The sequence below is a fragment of the Vibrio sp. 661 genome (genome assembly GCF_033339315.1).
In the GTDB taxonomy this organism is placed as follows: Bacteria; Pseudomonadota; Gammaproteobacteria; order Enterobacterales; family Vibrionaceae; genus Vibrio; species Vibrio alginolyticus.
This window is the reverse complement of sequence record NZ_JAWOUJ010000002.1, coordinates 785,693-808,175: the sequence shown is the minus strand read 5'-3', so window position 1 is coordinate 808,175 and position 22,483 is coordinate 785,693. Positions and strand designations below refer to the sequence as shown.

Here is a 22,483-nt window from a genome sequence, read left to right as displayed (position 1 = left end):
ACAAAGATTAGCGTTAGGCCTAGTTGAGTAGACAACGCAAAATTCTAAATCTGAACAACCGCCCTAAAATGACTCACTCTTCAATACTTGTGATAACTCAGACCTAATAAAAGTAGATATCTCAGCTAGCTTTCTTGGCAAAGGGTTTTGATAAGGGTAGGCAATATACATGGAACGTTCTATATCAAAAGTTTGCGATATTCGGATGTTTTTGTCTATATAGTTACTTTTAATAAGATAGTTTGGAATGACACCAACCCCAACTCCCTCAGAAGCAAAGTTTATTAAAATAGAGGTGTTATCAACTTCGATAACATCAGTATATTGATTTTTAATTGATTCCTTATTCGAATGATGTTTGTAGATTAATAGTGTTTTGTTGTTGGCATTACTTACCCTAGATATCAAAACATCACTATAATCACCAATTTTATGTGCAATAAGAGTGTCATCAATAACATTATTAAGCCTAATCGCTAAATCTACGTTGCTTTCTAATAAATTTTCTACATTGTTACTTGACGATATTTCAAAATCAACTTTTGGATATCGTTCTTTTAAGTCTTTAAGAACAGAACCAAAAATAGAAGAGGCTATAGAGTTGGGCATTGTGATTTTAAACTTTCCATCAATGCATTCACTCAACGAGCTAGCTCTGTAATTTAACTCGTGCAAACTCTCTAACGTCTTGATAGCAAGCTCTCTAATGCTTTCGCCATGATCAGTTAAAACGAGTTTCCTTGTTGTTCTGTGGACGAGTGTTACGCCAAGTTGTTTTTCTAATGCTGCTAGCTGCCTGCTGACTTGAGCTTTAGACTTTCCAAGTTCTTTTGATGCCTCTGTAAGAGAGAGGTGTTTACAAATGGCTGCAAAGCAGATCAGCTCATTGTTCATCAATTCCATGATTGTTACCTTTTTGCAACTCTGAGTCACGTTGTCTTTTAACTGGTGGGAAAGTATAACTTGCATCATCGGAGGGGGACAATGATATTTAAAAGCCGCCATGAAATAATGGCAGACTACTATCTTAATAAAACCATATTGGATATTAAGTTAAACCGATATCCTGAAGGAATTAACTCAATCTGATTAAATATAGAAAATAAAGATTTAAAAATAGAAAGTTTGTCTCGTGAAATTACTAAGTTGGATTCGGGTGATTTAATTGTTGATTGTGCATCATTGATAATGACTCATTACATATCGAAAAAAGTAATAATAAAAGTTGAAATTGATTTTTTAAATTATAAAGTTAAACGTGTAAGGATATTAAAATATGAAGACTGCAATACAAAATTCGAAAAGATCTGTTTATCAGAAAGATACATTGTATAGAACAATAAATAATATTAGTACTTTGTATACCAAATCACTAGTAAAATTATTTGGTGAAGAGTTGAGAATCCATCATTGCAAACATAAGATTAATGTAAGAACCACTAACGAGTTGAGTGAACATATGAAGAAAGATCTAGGTATAGATTGAAAAGTAGAGAGTTTACATCTGTTAGATTCTTTGTTCCTATAAAGGTAATCTAGTACTTATACGTTTGGGTTAAGCAAATGCGTGTCCATGTTGACTCATGTTGAATGAGCAAGATGCAGAACCAACGTGTACAGTGTTGAACGTAACCCAAGATACAATGAAGGAACTTAATCAGCCACACGGTTTTAAAGTTGATGACTGGTTATTATAAAGTTGTCGCTGTGATGAAATCGAAGTTCACGGTCCATACAAGACAGCTGATGAGGCTTGCAAAGCAGCAACAGCCAAATACGGTGTAACTAAACTGACTTCACCAATGCTAATCTTCTAACTCTTAAGTTCGTATTATGTATATTATGTTAAATCACATATAGCCGTACGCTAAATGTTGTCTGAGTATGCTCCTATTCCCCTGCAGATTTTAAATTTAAGGGCCTTACGGTGAGCATTAAACATAATGGTTATTTACCATAAAATAGCTAATATCGATCTATCAATCTACGATTGCTTGCTCTTCAATTAGCAACTTATAAAAAATGGCGTCTATTTCTTTAGACGCCATTTTTGTTTACTGGAAATATTAAATTAGCCACCGGCTAATTTGACTGTCATGCCTTTCTTTTCAAGATGTGCCTTGATCTTGTCTCTAGCATCACCTTGAATCTCGATATTGCCATCTTTTACAGAGCCACCACAGCCACAGACTTTTTTGAGTTCTGCCGCTAATAACTTTAAAGGTGCATCATCCAAGTCTAAACCTGTAACAATGCATACGCCTTTACCTTTACGGCCTTTCGTTTGGCGCTGAATCCGAACAACACCATCGCCTTTAGGGCGAGATACTTTTTCTTCTTCCGGTTTAATTCGACCGGTTTCTGTTGAATATACCAGAGTCATTCTATTGTTTCTTTTGTTGTTGAGCTTGCATCGCTTTTTGCTTTGCAACCAAATAAGCTTCGATATGGCGTTGAATAGCGGCTTTACTGCCCTTAATCAGTTTACCATTAAACATACAGTACCAAGAGTTAGGTTGGCCTGTATCATTTTGAATAGTATAGCCGTTAAAGACCTCTGATTTTGCAACACCTGTTTGCTGCACTCTCTGTCCGAGTGAAGCAAACTCTTTGGGATCAATAATCGATGCGGTGTCACACCACCAATCAATGCTTTTCTTTACCGCCGTCAAACTTCCCTGTAAGACGTGGTTCTTGATTTTAACCTTCCAAACACTGCCATCTGATCCGACTGACTGCAGGTTAAAACCTCTATAATTTGAAATCGCCATACCACTGAGTCATCTGTTTAATGCGTTGATATAATCATAATTGCTACTGAGCAATATTCAAATACGGCTTGAATAAACCTTGCTCTAGAAAACAACTTGTATCATAAAACGCGTCTCGATAACGTTAATCACTTTGCACTGTTTATACAATCTTCCAAGAACTCATGAAATTTGTGCCCGTTGTTTTGAAGCATTTTAGGGAACATTGAGATCGGAGTCATTCCTGGAAATGTGTTTACTTCGTTTAAGTAAATCTCATCATCTTCCGTTAGGAAAAAGTCGATACGAGATAAATGACGAAGATTCATTTGTTTAAATACCGTCTCAGACGCGTGTTGGATGGAATCTAATTGTATTTGAGTTAGATTCTTCGCCTCAACTTCTGTGAGCGAGTGACTTGAACTGCTGTACTTTTCATCGTACGAGTAAAAAGCACCATCAGGCGCGATGACCTCGCCTGGCTTAGTGATATGTAGTTGGCCATTCATCTCATATGCAGCAACTTCAAGCTCTCGAGGTTTTACTGCTTTCTCAACCAACACTTGGTCAGAAAACCCAAAAGCATCATTTACTGCATTAGAAAGCTTGTCTTTTTCTGTGACACTGTAACAGCCAACGGAAGAGCCTTGGCGAGCGGCTTTAACAAAAACTTTTCCCCACTTTTCAAAGGCTTTATGAGCTTGAACGTGAGCTTCTTCATCGTTTCGCGTTAAGAATAAGTATGGCGTATTGGGTATGCCGATAGCGTCGTACCAAAGCTTAGATGTGATTTTATTGAAACTATTGCTACTCGCTTCTGGCCCGCAGCCAAGATAAGGAATACCTGCGATTTCAAACAGAGATTGAATGTCGCCTGTTTCGCCAGGAAAACCATGTATACAAGGCACGATGAAATCAATGGTTTGATTAGATTCACTTGAGCACAACTGCTTGGTATTGAGATCCAAGTAAACCAACTCACCTTGGTTGGTCATCCAACCTTCGTTTTTTATTTCTACGCGTGTAACGTGAACGTCTTCAATAAGATTTAGTTGTTGTTCGACAAAATTTGCAGACAATAATGAAATCTCGTGCTCAGAAGAGCCACCGCCGCATAGTAAAAGAATATTTTTAATCATGAATCCATCTTTCCGTGACCTACAAAAGATACTATTTATTATGATAAACCTTTGAAGTGTGACGTACAGTAATTTTAATGTGAGGAATGTTGTTCGAATAGGATTTGAGCAAATAAATAAGGGAGCTATTCGCTCCCTTATTTGATGTGTTAATTTAATTTGTTAAGCGTTGGGTAAGCTGAGTTTTTGATTGCATCAATGCTTTTAACAAATGGCCTTAACTGCTGAAATTGAGCTGGCAAAGTCGAAATCGCTTGCTTGGCTTCTGCGCTTGTTGCGTAGTCTCCGTACAAAACTGAGAACCACTTAGTACCGTTTACAACTTTGTAGTTTTCCCAAATTGGCTGACCGTTCTGTGGCAGCTTATTTGCAAACTGATCGACTTTCGCTTGGCTACCCACAGCTGCGACTTGAATGGTATAGCCGAATCGTTGAATGCCAGCTTGCTTTTTACTTGGTGGTACGATCTTAACTGGCTTCGCCTGCTCTTTTGGCGTTAGCTTGACTACTTTCTTCTCTTCAGGCTTTGCCGTCATTTTCACAACAGTTGGTTGTACGTCTTTTTCTACTACAGCGTTTTCAGACGCCATAATTGGTTTAGAGATACGATCTGATTTGTAGTCCTCTCGGTAACTTTCTGAGGTCACATCCGTGATGTAAGTTTCAGATGCACAAGCAGAAAGCAGAACTGACAAGCCGATGATTGCGATTTTTTTCATGAAGTAACAAATGCTCTGGATAAATATTACGATAAATCATGCCGATAGCAGGGCCGTTTATCAAGCATCAAATACAATAATCTGTGATTTTGATGTGATGAATAACACAAACTCCATAAGCATCGTACACATTTTCTGCAATGTCTGGTCTGAAGATGTTTTATCAGTAAATTATTCGTTTATGATTGATATGAAACCGAGAAGCCAACGTGACTTACAAACGGCCAGGAGTCAGCATGAATAAACTACATAAACTCTTTAAACCCAACTCTGTGGCCGTTATTGGGGCATCTCAAAAAGCATTGCGAGCAGGACATGTTGTGATGCGCAACCTTCTACAAAGTGGATTTGGTGGCGCGATTATGCCAGTAACGCCGCGATATAAAGCCGTATCTGGCGTGATCGCTTACCCTGATGTAGCTTCCCTGCCCTATACGCCAGATATTGCAATTTTGTGTACGAACGTTTCACGTAACGAGCAATTGCTTAAAGAGCTAGATGAGAGAGGCACACCGTTTGCGATTGTTATCTCTGATGACCCTAATCCTTTAGATATCTCATCATTGAACATTCGAGTCTTAGGCCCAAACAGCTTAGGTATCATCCTTCCTTGGCACAATTTTAACTGCACGTTTTCCCCTGTTGCAGCTAAACCCGGAAAAATTGCTTTCATCTCACAATCCGCGGCGGTTTGTACCACGGTTTTAGACTGGGCAAATGATAAGAACATTGGTTTTTCTTCGTTCATTTCGATTGGGCGCGGACAAGATATCGATTTTGCAGATTTGCTCGACTATTTGAGTATGGATGGAAACACTGAAGCTATTCTGCTTTATGTTGATAATATCCAAGACGCTCGCCGATTTATGTCTGCTGCGCGCGCCGCTTCACGTAACCGACGTATATTGGTGCTAAAAGCGGGCCGCTCTAAAGAGATGAATACTTTTGAGCAGCAAGACGGAGATACACTTGACGTAATTTACGATTCTGCTATTCGCAGAACTGGTATGTTACGAGTCAGCAATACGCATGAGCTTTTTGCCGCGGTAGAAACACTCACGCATTCTGTGCCACTTCGTGGAGAGCGTTTAGCGATCATCACCAATGGCGGCGGCCCTGCTGTTATGTCCGTTGATACTTTGATTGAACGTGGTGGCCAACTCGCAACGCTTGATGACGCTTCCATTGAGCAATTACAAGCAGTACTTCCATCCAACTGGCGTGCTCGAAATCCAATTGATCTGTCTGGTGACGCAACCCAAAAACGCTATATTGATACCATTAACGCACTGATGAATAACGACTGTGCAGATGCGATATTGATTATGCATAGTCCTTCTGCTGTTTCTGATCCTCTTGAAACTGCTCAAGTCGTTATTAATGCCATCAAATCTCACCCTCGGCATAAGCATTTTAATATCTTGACCAACTGGTCAGGAGAACAAACGTCGAGAGAAGCGCGACTGGCCTTTACTCAAGCAGGCATTCCAACCTATAGAACACCTGAAAGTGCGGTTGTAGCATACATGCACTTGGTCGAATACAGACGAAACCAGAAACAACTAATGGAAACGCCAACGACGGCAGAGCCATTACATTCTGGAAGTGTGAGTTCAGCAAAAGAATGGGTAAACGAACGACTACTGGATAAAAACACAGTTACCTTGGATACGCATCAAACCAGCCCATTATTTAAGCTGTTCGGGTTTAACGTTTTGCCTACGTGGATTGCATCTGACGACATTGAAGCCGTTCATATGGCAGAAAATATTGGATATCCTGTTGCGGTTAAATTGCGTTCTCCAGACATTCCTCATAAATCGGATGTTCACGGTGTCGCTCTAAATTTAAGAAACAGTCGAGAAGTTTCCAACGCAGCGCTATCCATTTTAGATACCGTAAAGCTCAGCTACCCTTCCGCCAATGTACATGGGCTGTTGGTACAAGGGATGGCAAAGCTCGGCAGCGCTGAAGAGCTACGGATTAGTATTGCAGTAGATAAAGTCTTTGGACCAGTGATCTTGCTTGGTCAAGGCGGCTCTGAGTGGAATATCGCCCAAGATGCCGTCGCTGCACTTCCTCCTTTGAACATGACGCTTGCGCGCTACCTTGTCGTTGTTGCCCTAAAGTCTGGAAAGATTCGCCTGCAGAAACACAAAGATGCGCTCGATATTACTGAGTTGTCGAAGTTCTTGGTTCGTATCTCCCAAATGGCAGTTGAGTTACCAGAAATACAAAAACTGGATATCCATCCAGTGCTAGTGTCCGGAAGCGATTTAACTATCCTTGATGCAGATGTCACACTGTGTAAATACGAAGGAGACGCCCAAAAACGGCTAGCGATTCGCCCTTTCCCGGCAGAGTTTGTCGAAACTGTAACGCTTCGAGATGGCCAACCTATCCTGCTTCGCCCTATCTTGCCTGAGGATGAGCCGCTGCATGCTCAATTCATTAATAGCGTATCGAAAGAAGATCTCTATAAACGTTTCTTTTCTGAAGTTGGAGAGTTCAACCATGAGGCTTTGGCAAACTTTACTCAAATCGACTACGACCGCGAAATGGCGTTTGTTGCGGTAGCGTTTAATACTGACGGACCGTCTATCATAGGGGTAGCCCGCGCATTGATTACACCAGACAATAGTGACGCTGAGTTTGCTATTTTGGTTCGTTCAGATTTGAAAGGAAAAGGTTTAGGCAAAGTGCTGATGCAGAAAATAATCAGCTATTGCAAAATTAAAGGCACAAAGCAAATGTCTGGAATGACCATGCCAACAAACAGAGGAATGTTGATGTTGGCTCAGAACTTGGGGTTTGAGATCGATGTCCAGTTTGCAGACGGTACGGCAGATATGGTGCTCCCTTTAAATTGAAAAGCGCAGCATTAGCGATGACTTTTACTTCTTACATTCGATAATCAATGGGAATCTAAGAAGTAAAAGTTACGTTGTTACTTTAGTTTCCAATTCTTTTTTAAGTACTGAATACACCAGGATTTTGCCTCACCCATAGTGTTCCGGCGCCATGCCAAAATAATATCCATCGGCTGTTCTTCAGTGCCTTCGATTCGTTTCAATACACCACTATCAATAAGAGGTTGTGCAATTTGGCTTGGTAATGTACCAATGCCTAAACCTGCAGTTAGCGCTTCTACTTTTGCCGTAAAGTTGGTGACGGTCAAGCGAGGTTGTTTTTGAATGATATTAATTGAGAGCGCGGGTTGCTCACGTGCGGTATCTGCAATAGCAATAATCCGATACTTTTCTCGCGCTGCTTCATCAAACTTACCACTACGCTTGTGAACATAGTGATCAGCGGAAGCTACCCAATACATACTCATTTTACCAATTTTTTCTGACTTAACTTCTTGAGGAAGCGTATCCAGTGATGGGCAAATCAGTAAATCAGCTCTCCCCGTATTCAAAGACTCCCAGCTACCAGCCAGAATCTCCTCTTGCAGCCTGACTCGAGTTGAGCTGACCTCGGCCAACGCATCAACCATCGGGAAAAAATTGGATATAGGAATAATGCCATCAAAGGCAATGGTAATATCCAGTTCCCAACCATTCGCCAATAACGTTGCATCGTTCACTAACTTTTCACTGGCTTGTAAAATGGCTCTTCCTCTTTCAAGAATAAGCTTACCTGCTTCAGTAAAATGGGCTTTGTGACCAGAGCGATCGAAGATAATAATGTCTAAATCTTGCTCGAGTTTCTGGATTTGATAGCTCAGCGATGACGGGGCTCTGTCTAACTCATTCGCAGCAGCAGCAAAACTCCCTCTTCGATCAATAGCATCTAGAATATGGAGTGCTTCTAACGTAATTGGACTCTGCACATGGCCTCTCTTAATGTGACATTTATCACATTCGTTGTATTTGGATGAACTTATCAAGAACTAACGACAAATTATATAACATATTGATAAATAAAGACTAGGAATGCTAATAGCCTAAGAAGAAGATTCAATACAAATCAATAAATGACAATGGTAATGATAGTAATTACCATTTAGATCCATTAATATCCGCGTGTTGTTACCTATTATGGATCTAAGGTATTGAAGCCAATGTATAAAAAATCAATTTTGTCAGCCTCCATTTTAGTTGCCCTTTCCCATACTGCTTATGCGGAAGAAGCTTCTAAGTTTGAAGAAGTCGTTGTGTCGGCCACCCGTACCAACCAAACCATAAACACTGTTGCTGCTTCTGTTGCTGTTGTATCAGAGAAAGACATCGAAGAAAACATGGTAAAGGACTTGAATGATCTATTCGAGTATACGCCAGGTGTTACTGTTAATGGCACTCAACGCCAAGGCGTCCAAAGTATTAACATTCGCGGGATGGAAGGTAAACGAGTTAAAATCTTAGTAGACGGTGCATCTCAACCAGGTGTATTCAGCGGTGGACCATATTCGTTTATCAATTCTAGTGCCGTTACTGTCGACCCCGATATGCTAAAGAGTGTCGAAATTGTTAAAGGAGCAGCTTCTAGCCTACATGGTAGTGATGCAATTGGCGGTGTTGTCGCATTCGAAACAAAAGATCCGAAGGATTTCCTCAAAGATGGCAAAGACTTTGGTGGTCAAGCTAAACTCTCTTATTCATCGGAAGATAACTCTTTTAGTGAGCATGTAGCTTTAGCAAAGCGTTTCGGTAGTACAGAAGCACTTGTAGCCTTTACACGCCGTGATGGTGCAGAGCTACAAAATTTCTCTAAGGCGCCTTACGATAACTATTCTGTGGACAACCAAGATTATTACAAAAACGATCTATTGGTAAAACTTCAATCTCAATTGAATGACGCTCATCGCTTGGAGTTTTTGGGAGAAGTTATTTACAACGAGACTGACTCAGAGATCGCACATAAAAGTTACAAAAACTTCAACGCTGAAGACACAACCAAGCAAAATCGCATTGGGCTCAAGCACATTTGGTTTGCAGATGCAGCTATCTCGGATACGATCACGTCCAAGCTTACATGGATTGGTAAAGAAGAAAACGGCGTCTCTAATCGCTTTATCGAAGCTAGCCCTGGTTACCCACCTTACGTACCGCCTAGTGGTGACAACCAACAGAAAAAAGATTACGAATATACTGAAGACAAATTTGAATTCGAAACTCAGTTAGATAAAGAGATTCAAAATCACTATATTGTTTACGGAATATCGTACAAACATAGTGACATCAGTAATACCAATCGCGAGTTTAATTCCGATCCTGGCACGCCAGATACTGTTTACGTTTACACACCGGATGCAAAAGAAGAAAGCTTTGGTTTATTCTTGCAAGATGAAATTTCGCTTCTTAATGACAAGCTAATTCTGACTCCAGGTGTGCGTTACGATTACTTCTCTACTAATCCTTCAAATACTTCTGAAGAGTCATTCGAGAAGTTTAGCGACTCTGCATTAACTGGTCGTTTAGGAGCAACTTACTCTATATCGCAACCAGGCACGATCTTCGCGCAAGTGAGCCAAGGGTTCCGAGCGCCATCGTTCGACGAGCTTTACTACACCTACGATAATCCGGCTCATGGCTATACCAACCGCCCTAACCCAAATTTGGGATCTGAAAAGAGTTTGTCTTATGAGCTTGGTTACCGTCATAACACTGCAGCGTCGGCAACTGAAGTAGCGTTCTACTACAGTGATTACAGTGACTTTATTGAGCAAACGTCATCAAACAATGGTGGTTTAACTGAATTCACAAATATCAATATTAGTGAAGCAAACATTAAAGGGGTTGAGCTCTCTAACCGTCTTGATTGGCATGCCATTGCTGGTCTTCCATCAGGCGTGACAACTCGCTTTGTTGCAGCATACACAGAAGGTGAAGATGGTGATGGTAATCCTTTGAACAGTGTAAACCCATGGAATGCCGTAGCTGCTGTAAATTACGATTCACCAAATGCACTTTGGGGGACAAGCCTAAAAGTAAACTACACGGCTAAGAAATCGAACAGTGATATCAACTCTGATGGTGATAAAGGCGGAATCAAAGACCAAGTTGCTTTGCCGTCTGCGACAGTCGTTGACTTAACGGCGTACTACAAACCAATGAAAGATATAACCATTCGTGCTGGTGTTATGAATCTAACGAATGAAGAATACCATCTTTGGAACGATGTTCGCGGTAAGACTGAGTTAAGTCGAGACAAAACGCAAGCTGAGCGTAATTACAACATTAGTGTTAAATACGAGTTCTAAACCTTAAAAACACAAAAGCCAGCGTAATGCTGGCTTTTTTATGGCTTTCATTTCAAAAATGTAAAGAAAAGTATGAAAAATGAAAGTTTACTGTTTTGCCATCTCTTTTTTCACCATTACTGCTGCTGCAATGATGAAAGTGATGATCAGACCGAGTTCCATGAACTACCCCAATAGCTATGAGAAAATTTATAACCCAAATTAAGAGTCGGGCATAGTTTAACAGCTCTATATATACTTGCTACCTTTTAACCAGTAATTTACGATTTTTTCCGATTTGGATCAAAAAAGACGCAATTATGCGCCTTTTTGTTACTATTATGTAAATTAAAGATTAGGCATCTGGATAACCTTGAGGGTTAGTAGACTGCCAGCGCCATGTATCGCCAGTCATTTCTTCTAGAGTGCGAGTTGCTTTCCAACCTAACTCATTCATCGCTTTTGATGGATCCGCCCAACACTCTGCAATATCACCTGGACGACGCTCAACAAGTTGGTATGGGACATCTTTACCACTTGCGGCTTCAAATGCTTTCACCATGTCCAGTACACTGTAGCCGTTACCAGTACCGAGGTTATAGATATGAAGGCCAGCTTTGCTACCTACTTTTTCTAATGCAGCAACGTGACCATCGGATAAGTCCATTACATGAATATAATCACGTACGCCTGTGCCATCTTTGGTCGGATAATCACTACCAAACACAGAAAGGAACTCTCTGCGCCCTACCGCAACTTGAGAAACAAACGGCATTAAGTTGTTGGGAATACCTTGAGGATCTTCACCTAGCTCGCCTGTTGGATGTGAACCTACCGGGTTAAAGTAACGAAGAAGTGTAATGCTCCAGTCAGGGTTCGCATTTTGGAAGTCGGTTAAACACTCTTCTACCATTAATTTGCTGCGCCCATATGGGTTAGTTGCGCTAGTTGGAAAGTCCTCTGTGATGGGTACAGAAGCAGGATCACCGTATACAGTCGCTGATGAACTAAATACCAACGATTTAACTCCGGCTTCACGCATTGCATCAACCAATACTAAAGTGCCATTAACGTTGTTGTCGTAATACTCTAAAGGTTTTGCTACAGACTCACCGACGGCCTTTAAACCTGCAAAATGGATAACAGCTTCAATATTGTGTGACTTTAGTGCTTCTACCATCGCCAATTTATCTCTGATATCGGCTTGAATGAAGGTTGGCTTTACACCACATACCTTTTCAATTCGATCTAATACCGTAGATTTACTGTTGTACAGGTTGTCTAGAATCACTGGCGTCATGCCAGCTTCGATCATTTGAATACACGTATGACTACCGATATAGCCCATACCACCCGTAACGAGTACTTTCATTTTATTATTCCTTCTGACGCGAATTGGGTTAGTTTAAAGCTTTGACGTTACGATTTAAACTGTCTCTTGTAATTCGCATCCCATTAATATTGCTTGGCCTTTTCCGGCTTTCTTTGCTTGATACATTGCCGTATCCGCACTTTTTAAAACTCGAGTAGCATCGCGCTCATTTACGCCGACTAATTTTACGCCGATACTAACGCCAACTTTGAGTAAGTGACCTTTGTACTCAATTGGAGCACATATGCTCTCGAGCAACTGTTCTGCTATTCGGGTGACCACTTTTTGATTGGCGGGATTTACCAACATGACAAATTCATCACCAGAAAGTCTTGCGATTAAATCACTATGTCTCGTCGCAGATGTTAGACGCTCGGAAACTTTTTTCAAAACTTCATCACCTGCATCATGACCGTAGGTATCGTTAACTTCTTTAAATCCATCCAGATCGAGGTACAAAACTGCAAATTCGTCACGCAAGTATCCAGAGCGTTGTACTAGTTGTTCCAACTCTAAATGGAACTTAGATCGATTGGCTAACCCCGTTAAAGCATCGTGATGAGCTAAATGCTCCAATCGTTCCATCTCTTTTGCGCCGGAAAGGTCGGTAAGAACAATAACCAGATCATAGAAACCATAGTCTTCACACTTAACGATACGATTGACTCGAGCAAACATCGGTACAAACTGACCAATATGGTTCTTCTCGATAACTTCACCTTGCCAAACGCCATAATTTTCTATCGACTCGATGATACTAGGCATCATTTCCTGTAACTTGCGCCACTTTAGCGTTTGGATGAATGATTTCCCAATAAGCTGATCCACCTCTAAGCCGACTAACTTAGTGACGGCAGGGTTTGCCATCGTAATGACACCGCGATGATTAAGAACAATGAGACCATCTTGGCTGCTTTCAAAAACACGCCCCGCAACACGTTGCCGGTTTATGGCTTCTTCAATTTCGGTGATATCTTGAATCGAAAACAGTAAGTATTCATGTGTCGAGAGGCGACGACTGGTTAGGCTCAACTGCTGTTCGTTATCTGCATTTTTGAGGTGAATATCATCGCACTCTAGGCCTCGACTCAGGATCTGACTCAGCTCATTCGGTGTTTTGGTTTTAATTAGATCACGAATATTGGCATATTTAAGTTCATCTAATTTTTTTTGAAATATTTGCTGGGTCGCCGTATTACAATGAATAACACGTCCGGAATTGTCGGTAATAACTAATGCATGCTGAACAGATTCGATAACCTCTTCTGAAAATGCGCGCTTTTGTTCTAGTGTGTCTAGCGAATGTTGCCGCTGCTTCTCACGTACTGTTAACCTATTCATCATTTGATTGAAAGAGCGCGCGAGGTCTCCAATTTCATCCTTGGCGTAATAGCGAGCTTGATTTTCCGTGTTTCGTCCGTGTGTCACATTCTCTATTACGCGGTTGAGTTCCATCACGGGCCTGAGAACAAGCCTCTCGATACTTATGTAAAAAACAGTGCCACCAGCGATCAGAAACAGAAGAAGTAAAGCGCCATCTTGAAGTAAAGATTGTATGGCTTCTACAATTGGGCGATGAGAAAGCGTAACTCTCATGCTACCAATGACATAGCCATCATGGATAATCGGCTCTAGAACATAAAGAAATTTGGTTGATAAGGCATAGCCTAGAGCGTGCAACCTACTTCTTTCGGTTTGACTTGGAACGGGTGCCAGTGCCCCACTTATCTCCATAACAGCGAATGGTTGGTCATCTTGGTCATAAAGTTTGACCCGAGTTACATTTGGCTGGTTTAAAAAGTTGGCGAGAATAGTTTGAGCTTTTTGCTTGTCCTTTGTCGTCAGCGCATCTTTAATTGAGAAAGAAACGTTGTTAATCAACTTTCTTGTCTGCTCGACCAGTTCATGCTTAGACGATTGGTATACAGTATACGAGGTGTAACCTTTTGAGATAACAAAGATAGCCGTTAAAAAGACCAGAAGAGGCCAAATAAACTTCGCTCGTAATGACATATATATTCCTGTCGCAGACAACCACAAAAATGACAGAAGAACCATTATGCAATCTATCACCCATGAAGGGCGACAAGATTAACACGATGCTAATGCAAAATAACCTTAAATTCTCAAAAATTGGATGGAAAAGAAACGAAATACCTTAAAATTCGGATCAACTCAAATAACGGCAACATCTTTATGGACTAACGTGATCTTTTTCGCCAGCTATCTGCTCAAAAAGCTTCGTTTTCATGATAGAAGAATGAAGTGAGTCACTGAACCTAGATGCATTTTCCTGCATCGTAAACCCATTGCTTGTGTAGAAATAAAACGTATGACATTGAATAAACAGCAACTTACATTGAACTGTGATATGGGCGAGAGCTTTGGCTCTTGGAGTATGGGCGCAGATGAAGACGTGATGCCCCATGTTGATATGGCGAACATCGCGTGTGGTTTTCATGCCTCCGACCCTAATGTCATGCACGACACCATCACCCTAGCGAATGACAACGATGTTGATATTGGCGCACATCCAGGTTACGCCGACCTACAAGGCTTTGGCAGACGAAGCATAAGCATGACGGGTGATGAAATTACGAACATGGTTATATATCAGGTTGGTGCTTTACAAGCATTATGCCGGGCGCAATACACAGACATCAGTTACATAAAGCCTCATGGCGCTCTATACAACGACATGATGAAAAGTGATGCGATATTTAGAGCGGTAGTTAAGGCGGCAGCACTGTTCAAAGTACCGTTAATGATCCTAGCTTCACAGGAAAACGAAAAATACTTAGAAATCGCAGACGATTATGATGTTCCCTTGCTATTTGAAGCATTTGCAGATCGTTTGTACCAAGATGACGGCTTACTGACTCCTAGAACACAGCCCAATGCCGTGTTAAAAAGCGAGCACGCGATACTTGAGCAAGTCCGGACCTTAGCTGACTCTGGGCGTGTCAAAACCGCTTCAGGCGGTTACATATTATTGGAAGCCGACACAATTTGTGTTCATGGTGACAATGAAGAGTCGATCGCGCTGATCCAAAAGATCCGCCAAAGCCTATACGCTGGAGGAAATTAATGCATAAAGAGAAATTTAATATCTCTTTGATCTCCGAGTGCAGTATTTTCATTAAGTTTGATGAGAGTATTTCTGAAAATGCAGTAGGAGAGCTTGCTCGCAGCATAAGAGAAACTTTCGCTTCAATTGTTATGAACGTTGTCCCCTCCTATCAAACTATTCTCATTGATTACTTACCTTTTCGAATCAACGAAAAGAACTTAGCCAATGAGCTGCAACAAATCGTGAGCCAGTTTGATACTCAATCACTTAAGCTTTCCCAGCCAAATCACATTACTATCCCTGTATATTACTCTGAAGAAACCGCGTTAGATCTATCTCGTTTTAAAATGCGAGGTCTGTCATTAGACGATCTTATTACCCTGCATACGAAAACCGAGTACGCGGTTTCTGCAATTGGCTTTGCTCCAGGCTTTGCATTTCTCTCGGACGTTGATACTCAATTGCACATGGCAAGGCTTGCCACACCAAGAACTCAAGTGCCGGCCGGAAGTGTAGGAATCGCAGACTCTAAAACGGCCGTCTATCCATCAGATAGTCCTGGCGGATGGAACATTATTGGTAAAAGCCCGCTTGCGCTCTTCTCCGACTCTCCTCCTTTTATACCGTTTGAAGTGGGTGACAAGGTCACCTTTAATGCTATTTCAAAACAAGAGTTTATCGATTTAGGAGGCGTACTATGAGTTACGGTGGATTACTGGTGGAAAAGCCAGGACCGCTCTCTTTAGTTCAAGACTTTGGTCGTTTTGGCTTAGCGCATGTCGGTGTGACTCAAGGTGGCCCGGTCGACGACTATGCTTACAGTTGGGCCAACCATTTGCTTGGTAACGTAGTCAATTGCGTTGCGATTGAAATTACTCTGGGTAACGCTTGTTTTATTGCATTGCATAACTGCCACCTTGCTATATGTGGCGGTGATTTAAATGCAAAAATAGATGGTGAACCTATTTCAAATTGGTCTGACTTTACGTTGAAAAAAGGACAGAAGCTTCAGTTCGGAGTCGCAAGGAATGGACTTCGCTCCTACCTAGCGGTTAAAGGTGGATTCAATGTTGCTCAGCACTTAGGAAGCGCATCGACCGTCTTGCGAGAATCTCTAGGTGGTTATGATTCAAATGGTGGCGCTTTGAAAGCTGGTGATATTCTTCCCTTTGTCCCTCATAACTTACCGAAACGTAAACCAAGGCAAATGACGTTTCGCTTTAAGCCAGATTACAACTTACCCATTAAGCTGAGAGTGATTGAAGGCTATCAGAACGAGGACTTTGATGAAGACGCTCGCCAAGCATTTTATAACAAAGCATTCATCATCTCCCCCAATTCGAATCGCATGGGCTACCGTCTTGAGGGCAATAACATTCGTCCACCTTACGAAGGCGTACTATCAGAGGGAATTGCGTTAGGTTCAATTCAAATACCTAGCGATGGTAACCCTATTGTGCTGCTCAACGATCACCAGACTATTGGCGGGTATCCTAAATTTGGCTGCGTAGCTCGTATTGACTTACCTAGACTGGCACAGGCGAAACCCGGACAAAAAGTCAATTTTGTGAAAGGAGATAGAATAGGCTTGCAAGAAGTATGGTGCCAATGGGCTCAGTTTTTTGGGTATTAATACAACCACTGAGCCCAAACACAGCCGATTATGCAGGCATACCATAACGCACTGCTAAAGCTTGTGGATAGCCTCGCTCTTGAGTGAGTTTAATCGCGTACTGCTCGACCTCTTGTTCAGACCACTTTACAGCGACCGGATGCTGTGTTTCCACATTTTGGTTAGGATCGATGTCAAACCAGAATTGAAGCATTTTTTGCGCTGCGAGTAGTGTCGATGACGCTTTTACCACCTCTATTCTCGCGTAGTGGTTATCTTCAAAAGTCACATCTGCCGCTCTGAGTACTGGATCTGTGCCGGGAATTTGCTGAGCGCCAAATAATGCTTTTCCTCCTTTTACAGCAGAGTGATAGTCGGGAATGAACTGTGCCATGTGTTTGATGGCGTTGTTCGTTCGCTCTTCTAACACTTCTTCTCTCCAGCCGTTACGGATCTTCGAGAGTAAAGGCATAGGCAGTTCAGGTTGAGCAGATGAGTTCGTGCTCTCCACTAAACCATCTTCAAACAGCGTGATTCCTTTTGTCATACCATGAAGTTGAAAGTAACCATCGCCATAAGGCGTCAATTGAGCCATTCCTTTATCGGTTCCACGCGGGCCATGAAAAATAACTTCTGGCCATTGTTGTTGACAGTCTGCCCACCTCGTAACGTAAGCGGCTTTAAACTCCACCAACCTGTCTCGCTTGGCACCAACTGTGTTGTCAATTGAGCCTGTTTCAAAGCCACACGCGTTAACCAAGTAGTCGCATGTCATAAGGTAATCGATACCTTCACGTTCATAGCCAAGTTGCCAGTGTTCCCCCATCCAATCGGCTTGCTTGAACGTTGCTTGTGTGAAGACTGAAGCATTAGGAAGCGTATCTAGTGTTAAGTTGGCAATTGCGGCGAGGCGAAAAACACTCCAACCATATTCTTGAACTGCGACAACAGGATACTTTAGCGCTTCAAGATCAGCATGTTGAGCAAAAGGAATACACCACTCATCGAAGTTTGTAGGATGACTTGGTTGAGTACGTTGCGCGAGAGCTTCTAGCTCCGCTTTTGAATACAGTTTGTAGTATTCGCTTGGTTCGCCGAGCACTTTATTACTCTCATCTTTATCAACGAGCGTCTGATAAGCACTTTTCACAACCTCTAATCGCGGAATTAGTGTGGATGGGTCTCCACCATCGGAATGAGGAACCGCGATGATTGTCGGACGAATATTCAGTGAAAGCGGATACAGGCGAACAGTATCAATAGATTGTGCTAACAAGTCTAAGCATTGTTGCTCGGAAATCTCTCGATATAAATTACCACCAGCATGCAAATGACAAATGGGTGGACCATTTACTAGTGATACGCCCTTCTCTATTACGGAAACTTTAAAACCCAGCTCCGCAAAATGAATTGCTGCTGTTGCACCTGCTACACCGCCACCAACAACAGCGATATGCTTATCTTTATAACTTGGAAACTCAGACTTCATTGCTTCACTAAAAATTTTATAAGGAAAATTCTTTACTAACGGTGGATTCTACTCGTGTTTGAACTTGATTAAAATCACAAAAAGTTCATGGGTTTGCGAAATATCCAACAGCGCCTGTAAAGTGCATTAAAGTAGAAAAAATTTGCGAAAAAGTACTTGACGACATGGTTAAGAAGACACTTTTTTGTGTCTATGTGAATAAGAATTTCACTGTAAGACCCATGGCGCAAAGCCTGCAGAAACACCCCACTTTTTACCCCATTTAGTTATCCCAAAAGTTATCCACTGTTTTTGTGGATAACTAAAATAAAAGTGTCATGGAGTGTTCCAAACTTGATAACACTCTCTGCGATTAAGTGTTTACTGGCGTTAACAATCTTTTCAACAAACTCATCACTACAAGTGCCAACGTAACAAATGTTGCAAGCGGTAAAGCTATCCACAATTCGGGGTGAATTTGTACATTGAGATCGAATCCATATGTCATGACTGCGGCCACACAAACTTCCGCAGCGAATACCGCAACACCACTAGCAATCAACGCCATAATTCCGTACTCGGCCCACAGGGTTGTGTTGATCCGTTTCTTACTTGAACCTAATGTGCGATACAAACGAATCTCTTGTTGACGTTGGGACAAGCTTAACCTCAGTAGAGTAAAGATGAGCAGCAGACCAGCAACAACGCCTAAAAGAGCAAGGATGGTGATTGCTGATACGATTTGCTGAATCAAAGCCTGAATTTTCTCGCCCATAGTTCGGATATCTAAAACAGAGACCGTTGGGTGAGCACGTGACATTGACGTCAACAACGCTTCATTTCCTTCTTCAATCCTATAACTGATGAGGTAAGAACCAGGTAAATTAGTCATCACGTCAGATGAGAAAATAAAATAAAAGTTAGGCTTCATGTCACGCCATTCGACATAACGGATGGTATCTACTACTGCATCGTAATTCTGACTGTTTATTACAAAGCGCAGCGTATCACCGAGTTTGATGCCTAAGTCATTTGCTACATCCGCTTCTACAGATACACTCCCTTTGTTTGTCCATTCACCCGAAAGCACATCATTATATTCTGGTAGGCTGTCTCCCCATGTCAGGTTTAGCTCTCGACGTATCGCGTCAGAACCTTCTCCTTCGTACTCAACCTCTTTGACGTTTTGACCGTTGATCTCTGTTAGTCGTCCACGAATTATTGGATAAGCTTGGGACCGCGTAACTCCATTTTTATCTAGGGTTTCTAGGTAGTTATCGAGATCATAATCACCAATGTTTAAAGCGAACACATTTGGCGCGTCTGCAGGTAAGGTTCTCTCCCAATCAGCGAGAATATCGCTGCGCACAAGCCAAATGATAGACAGCAACATCAAAGATAATGCCAAAGCACCAAACTGTAGACCGCTGGTTACTGGCGTCCGGTTGATACGACTCAACGCAAGCTTCATTGCAGAATGGGTTGACATACGTGCAAACAGCTTTGTGAGTGTGACGCTAACTGCTGCGAGTACCACAAACAGTACCGCTATACCAGTGAGCACGATCCAAACTAAGGTGTTATCAGCATACAGTAAAAGTAATGGAATAACGGGCACTAGAACAAGTAACATTCGCTTCCAAGAACGTTGCGCTTTACCCTGCTGTAGCACTTCTAACGCGGGAGTTTTAATCAAGCCTAAAAGTGGTATACCGAGAGCAGGCACCGTAATCAAGACTGCTGAGATAAATGCCACCAAAAATGGTGTGACGCCGTAACTAGGGAGTGGGTCGGGTAATAAGTCTTTGAGTGGAATACGTAATAAATATTCCAGCCCGCTCCCTAACAATAGACCGACGACACTGGCACTAATGAGAAGGATTGTGACTTGAATAAATAACCACTTTTCAATCCATCGGCGGCTCGCACCAAGACTTTTCAACATCGCGATAGTTTGTGTCCGGCTGTTCACGTAATTTTGACAAGTAAGAACCAATGTTGTCGCTGCCATAATGATGACAATCGCTACGGTCAACGACAGATACTGCGTCGTGCGTTCAAAAACCTCATTACTACGACTGGCAGTATCTTGCGTGCGCCAGCGATCGCTCGGAGAAAGCTGCGTATCATCTTGTAAGCTCTTTAGTGTTTTATCATCGGCTTGTAAAAACAGACGGTATTGAACTCGGCTCCCAACTTGAATTGCTCCTGTTTTATCTACGTCACTTTGATGAATGTATGCAGAAGGCATTTGCTGAAATGGATTAAAGCTCAAGCCAGGTTCCATCAATACTGCGCCTGATACAGTAAACTCGGCATCGCCTATCGTGACGCTGTCACCTGAGTTTACGTTTAGTTGAGTCATAATCCGCTCATCAAGCCAGAGTTGGTTCTCTTTAACGCGACCGGCCGGATTATTTTCAAGAACGAGCTCTCCCATTAAAGGGTAATTATCATCCACCGCCCTTACAGAAATAAGCTGCATACCATTATCGCTAAATGCCATAGTGGCAAATCGCGTCATCATCGAACGTTCAAGGTTTTCAGTCGAGGTTAACAACGTGTCCGGAATGGGATTAGCAGACACAAACACCGCATCTGCCGTTAATGCATCCTTCCCCTGCTTGACGATCACCTGCTCCATTCGTTCTGCTAATGCAGAAAGCGCAAAGATACTCGCAATCACGAGAATAAGAGCAACGCTAATAGGCCAAAGATTCCCCTGCCTTATTTCGCCGAAACTCCAACGTATCAAACTTTTATTCGACGAGTGCTGTGTTGTACTGTTTTGCTCTGTGGATGTTGCTTCACTTGATGATACTGCAGACATTATATCTCCTCCTTAAGCTCACCCGCCTCCATACGATAGATACGGTCACATCGGCTTGCTAGATGACCATCGTGTGTTACTAAAATCAGAGTTGTCCCGTGCTGTTCATTAAGATCGAATAGCAGCTCAATCACTTTGTCTGCGGTTTGATGGTCAAGATTGCCGGTAGGCTCGTCTGCGAACAACAGCTCAGGCTGTGTCATAAATGCACGCGCTAGCGCAACTCGCTGTTGTTCACCACCAGATAACTGGCTTGGTAAATGGTCGACACGTTTTTCCAATCCAACAGCAGCTAATAATTCCGCTGCTCTTGCTTCATCTTCGGCTTCACCACGTAAAAGACAAGGAAGCGTGACATTACGTAATGCACTCAAACTCGGGATTAACAAGAAACTTTGGAAAACGAAACCTAAAGAGTCAGCCCGAATTTTCGCACGTGCTTCATCGTCCAGTTTTGATAATTCATGACCTAATAAAGTAATTTCGCCTGATGTCGGCGTATCAAGACCAGCTAGCAACGTCATCAATGTTGACTTACCTGCACCGGAAGTTCCGACGATGGCGATTTTTTCTCCTTTTCGGATGTCAACATTTACGTCTTTGAGGATTGTTAATTGTTCTTGATTAGTAGAGACTTGTTTAGAAACCAAATTGGCTTGAACAATAGGTGCATTAAGTACAGGTGTTTGCATGATTCGTATACTTTCCTTAGTTCTATTTTTTTGTTTTTCCGCTACTGCACATGCGAGCGAAAAGCTACTTGTCTTGGGTGATAGCTTGAGTGCAGGCTATCAGATGCCGATCGAAGAGAGTTGGCCTAGCTTACTCCCTGATGCGTTGTCAGAACATGGTCAAGATGTAACAGTTATTAATGCCAGCATTTCTGGCGATACAACCGGCAATGGCTTAGCACGGTTACCTCAGTTGCTAACTCAGCATAGCCCTGACATGGTACTTATTGAGTTAGGTGCCAACGATGGACTGAGAGGTTTCCCTCCTAAACTTATTACGTCGAATCTTTCAAAAATGATTATCATGATAAAAGATTCTGGTGCGGACGTTGTCATGATGCAAATTCGGGTTCCACCTAATTATGGTAAGCGCTATAGCGATATGTTTTACGATATCTACCCTAAGCTTGCACAGCATCAACAAGTTGCCTTGATGCCATTCTTCTTAGAGCATGTTGTCACCAAACCAGAGTGGATGATGGATGATGGCCTTCACCCAAAACCAGATGCACAACCTTGGATCGCTGATTTCGTTGCTCAAGAATTAATTAAACATCTCTAATTTTAATGGTCTAGCTCAATAAGTTTTACGTAACTTTACGTTAATC

17 protein-coding genes are annotated in these 22,483 nt (G+C 42.0%); 6 read left to right on the top strand and 11 right to left on the bottom strand.

The genetic code is table 11. The features are described 5' to 3' along the window. Positions 1–63: 63 nt before the first annotated feature. The 5 genes from R7P69_RS07695 to R7P69_RS07675 form a co-directional block, all read right to left on the bottom strand. Positions 64–903 carry a LysR family transcriptional regulator gene (locus R7P69_RS07695; protein ID WP_017820156.1) on the bottom strand — a complete coding sequence of 280 codons (840 nt, stop codon included), beginning with the start codon at positions 901–903 and terminating at the stop codon, positions 64–66. Positions 904–2,071: 1,168 nt separating this feature from the next. Continuing rightward, positions 2,072–2,383, bottom strand: a complete 312-nt coding sequence (gene yciH / locus R7P69_RS07690; protein ID WP_005376292.1) for a stress response translation initiation inhibitor YciH — start codon at positions 2,381–2,383, stop codon at positions 2,072–2,074. A 1-nt stretch (position 2,384) separates the two neighbouring features. Further along, a complete protein-coding gene (locus tag R7P69_RS07685) occupies positions 2,385–2,771 on the bottom strand; it encodes a DUF3319 domain-containing protein (RefSeq protein WP_005376294.1) in 387 nt (128 codons plus the stop codon). Positions 2,772–2,899: 128 nt separating this feature from the next. Further along, the gene (locus tag R7P69_RS07680) at positions 2,900–3,889 is read right to left on the bottom strand and encodes a D-alanine--D-alanine ligase (RefSeq protein ID WP_033907069.1); all 990 of its coding nucleotides are present in this window, start codon (positions 3,887–3,889) and stop codon (positions 2,900–2,902) included. Positions 3,890–4,038: 149 nt separating this feature from the next. Then, positions 4,039–4,608 (bottom strand): SPOR domain-containing protein, encoded by a 570-nt coding sequence (locus R7P69_RS07675; RefSeq protein ID WP_005390018.1) that lies wholly within the window; start codon positions 4,606–4,608, stop codon positions 4,039–4,041. A gap of 236 nt (positions 4,609–4,844) precedes the next feature. On the opposite strand from R7P69_RS07675, the gene R7P69_RS07670 reads away from it, so the two are divergent. Further along, positions 4,845–7,478, top strand: coding sequence for a bifunctional acetate--CoA ligase family protein/GNAT family N-acetyltransferase (locus R7P69_RS07670; protein WP_085569030.1), 2,634 nt, complete (start codon positions 4,845–4,847; stop codon positions 7,476–7,478). Positions 7,479–7,555: 77 nt separating this feature from the next. On the opposite strand, the gene R7P69_RS07665 is transcribed toward R7P69_RS07670, so the two are convergent. Then, a complete protein-coding gene (locus R7P69_RS07665) occupies positions 7,556–8,443 on the bottom strand; it encodes a LysR family transcriptional regulator (protein WP_017634152.1) in 888 nt (295 codons plus the stop codon). Between the two features lie 231 nt (positions 8,444–8,674). Between R7P69_RS07665 and R7P69_RS07660 the strand changes: the two genes are divergently transcribed. Beyond that, positions 8,675–10,813: a TonB-dependent hemoglobin/transferrin/lactoferrin family receptor gene (locus R7P69_RS07660; RefSeq protein WP_033907072.1), complete on the top strand. Its 2,139-nt coding sequence runs from the start codon at positions 8,675–8,677 to the stop codon at positions 10,811–10,813. A 334-nt stretch (positions 10,814–11,147) separates the two neighbouring features. Here R7P69_RS07660 and galE read toward each other — a convergent pair whose 3' ends face one another. Further along, entirely contained in the window at positions 11,148–12,164 is a 1,017-nt protein-coding gene (gene galE / locus R7P69_RS07655) for a UDP-glucose 4-epimerase GalE (RefSeq protein WP_005386320.1), read from the bottom strand. 54 nt (positions 12,165–12,218) lie between these two features. After that, on the bottom strand, positions 12,219–14,177 hold the full coding sequence (locus tag R7P69_RS07650; protein ID WP_064369253.1) for a diguanylate cyclase domain-containing protein: 1,959 nt from the start codon (positions 14,175–14,177) through the stop codon (positions 12,219–12,221). Between the two features lie 319 nt (positions 14,178–14,496). On the opposite strand from R7P69_RS07650, the gene R7P69_RS07645 reads away from it, so the two are divergent. Genes R7P69_RS07645 through R7P69_RS07635 form a run of 3 tightly spaced genes read left to right on the top strand, consistent with a single transcriptional unit; the run spans position 14,497 to position 16,867 of the window. Then, entirely contained in the window at positions 14,497–15,252 is a 756-nt protein-coding gene (locus R7P69_RS07645) for a 5-oxoprolinase subunit PxpA (RefSeq protein WP_005386314.1), read from the top strand. Continuing rightward, positions 15,252–15,935: a 5-oxoprolinase subunit B family protein gene (locus tag R7P69_RS07640; protein WP_064369254.1), complete on the top strand. Its 684-nt coding sequence runs from the start codon at positions 15,252–15,254 to the stop codon at positions 15,933–15,935. The genes R7P69_RS07645 and R7P69_RS07640 overlap by 1 nt, the downstream gene beginning before the upstream one ends. Then, entirely contained in the window at positions 15,932–16,867 is a 936-nt protein-coding gene (locus tag R7P69_RS07635; protein ID WP_053349879.1) for a biotin-dependent carboxyltransferase family protein, read from the top strand. The genes R7P69_RS07640 and R7P69_RS07635 overlap by 4 nt, the downstream gene beginning before the upstream one ends. A 28-nt stretch (positions 16,868–16,895) precedes the next feature. Here the strand turns inward: R7P69_RS07635 and R7P69_RS07630 are convergent, their stop codons facing one another. The 3 genes from R7P69_RS07630 to R7P69_RS07620 form a co-directional block, all read right to left on the bottom strand. Continuing rightward, complete coding sequence (locus tag R7P69_RS07630) at positions 16,896–18,335, bottom strand: FAD-dependent oxidoreductase (protein WP_005376318.1); 1,440 nt, start codon at positions 18,333–18,335, stop codon at positions 16,896–16,898. Between the two features lie 352 nt (positions 18,336–18,687). Next, positions 18,688–21,144, bottom strand: coding sequence for an ABC transporter permease (locus tag R7P69_RS07625; RefSeq protein WP_238952657.1), 2,457 nt, complete (start codon positions 21,142–21,144; stop codon positions 18,688–18,690). Continuing rightward, on the bottom strand, positions 21,144–21,836 hold the full coding sequence (locus tag R7P69_RS07620; RefSeq protein WP_005376323.1) for an ABC transporter ATP-binding protein: 693 nt from the start codon (positions 21,834–21,836) through the stop codon (positions 21,144–21,146). The genes R7P69_RS07625 and R7P69_RS07620 overlap by 1 nt, the downstream gene beginning before the upstream one ends. Here R7P69_RS07620 and tesA point away from each other — a divergent pair. Next, a complete protein-coding gene (gene tesA / locus R7P69_RS07615) occupies positions 21,835–22,437 on the top strand; it encodes a multifunctional acyl-CoA thioesterase I/protease I/lysophospholipase L1 (RefSeq protein WP_238952658.1) in 603 nt (200 codons plus the stop codon). The two genes, R7P69_RS07620 and tesA, sit on opposite strands and share 2 nt — an antisense overlap. Positions 22,438–22,483: the final 46 nt, after the last annotated feature.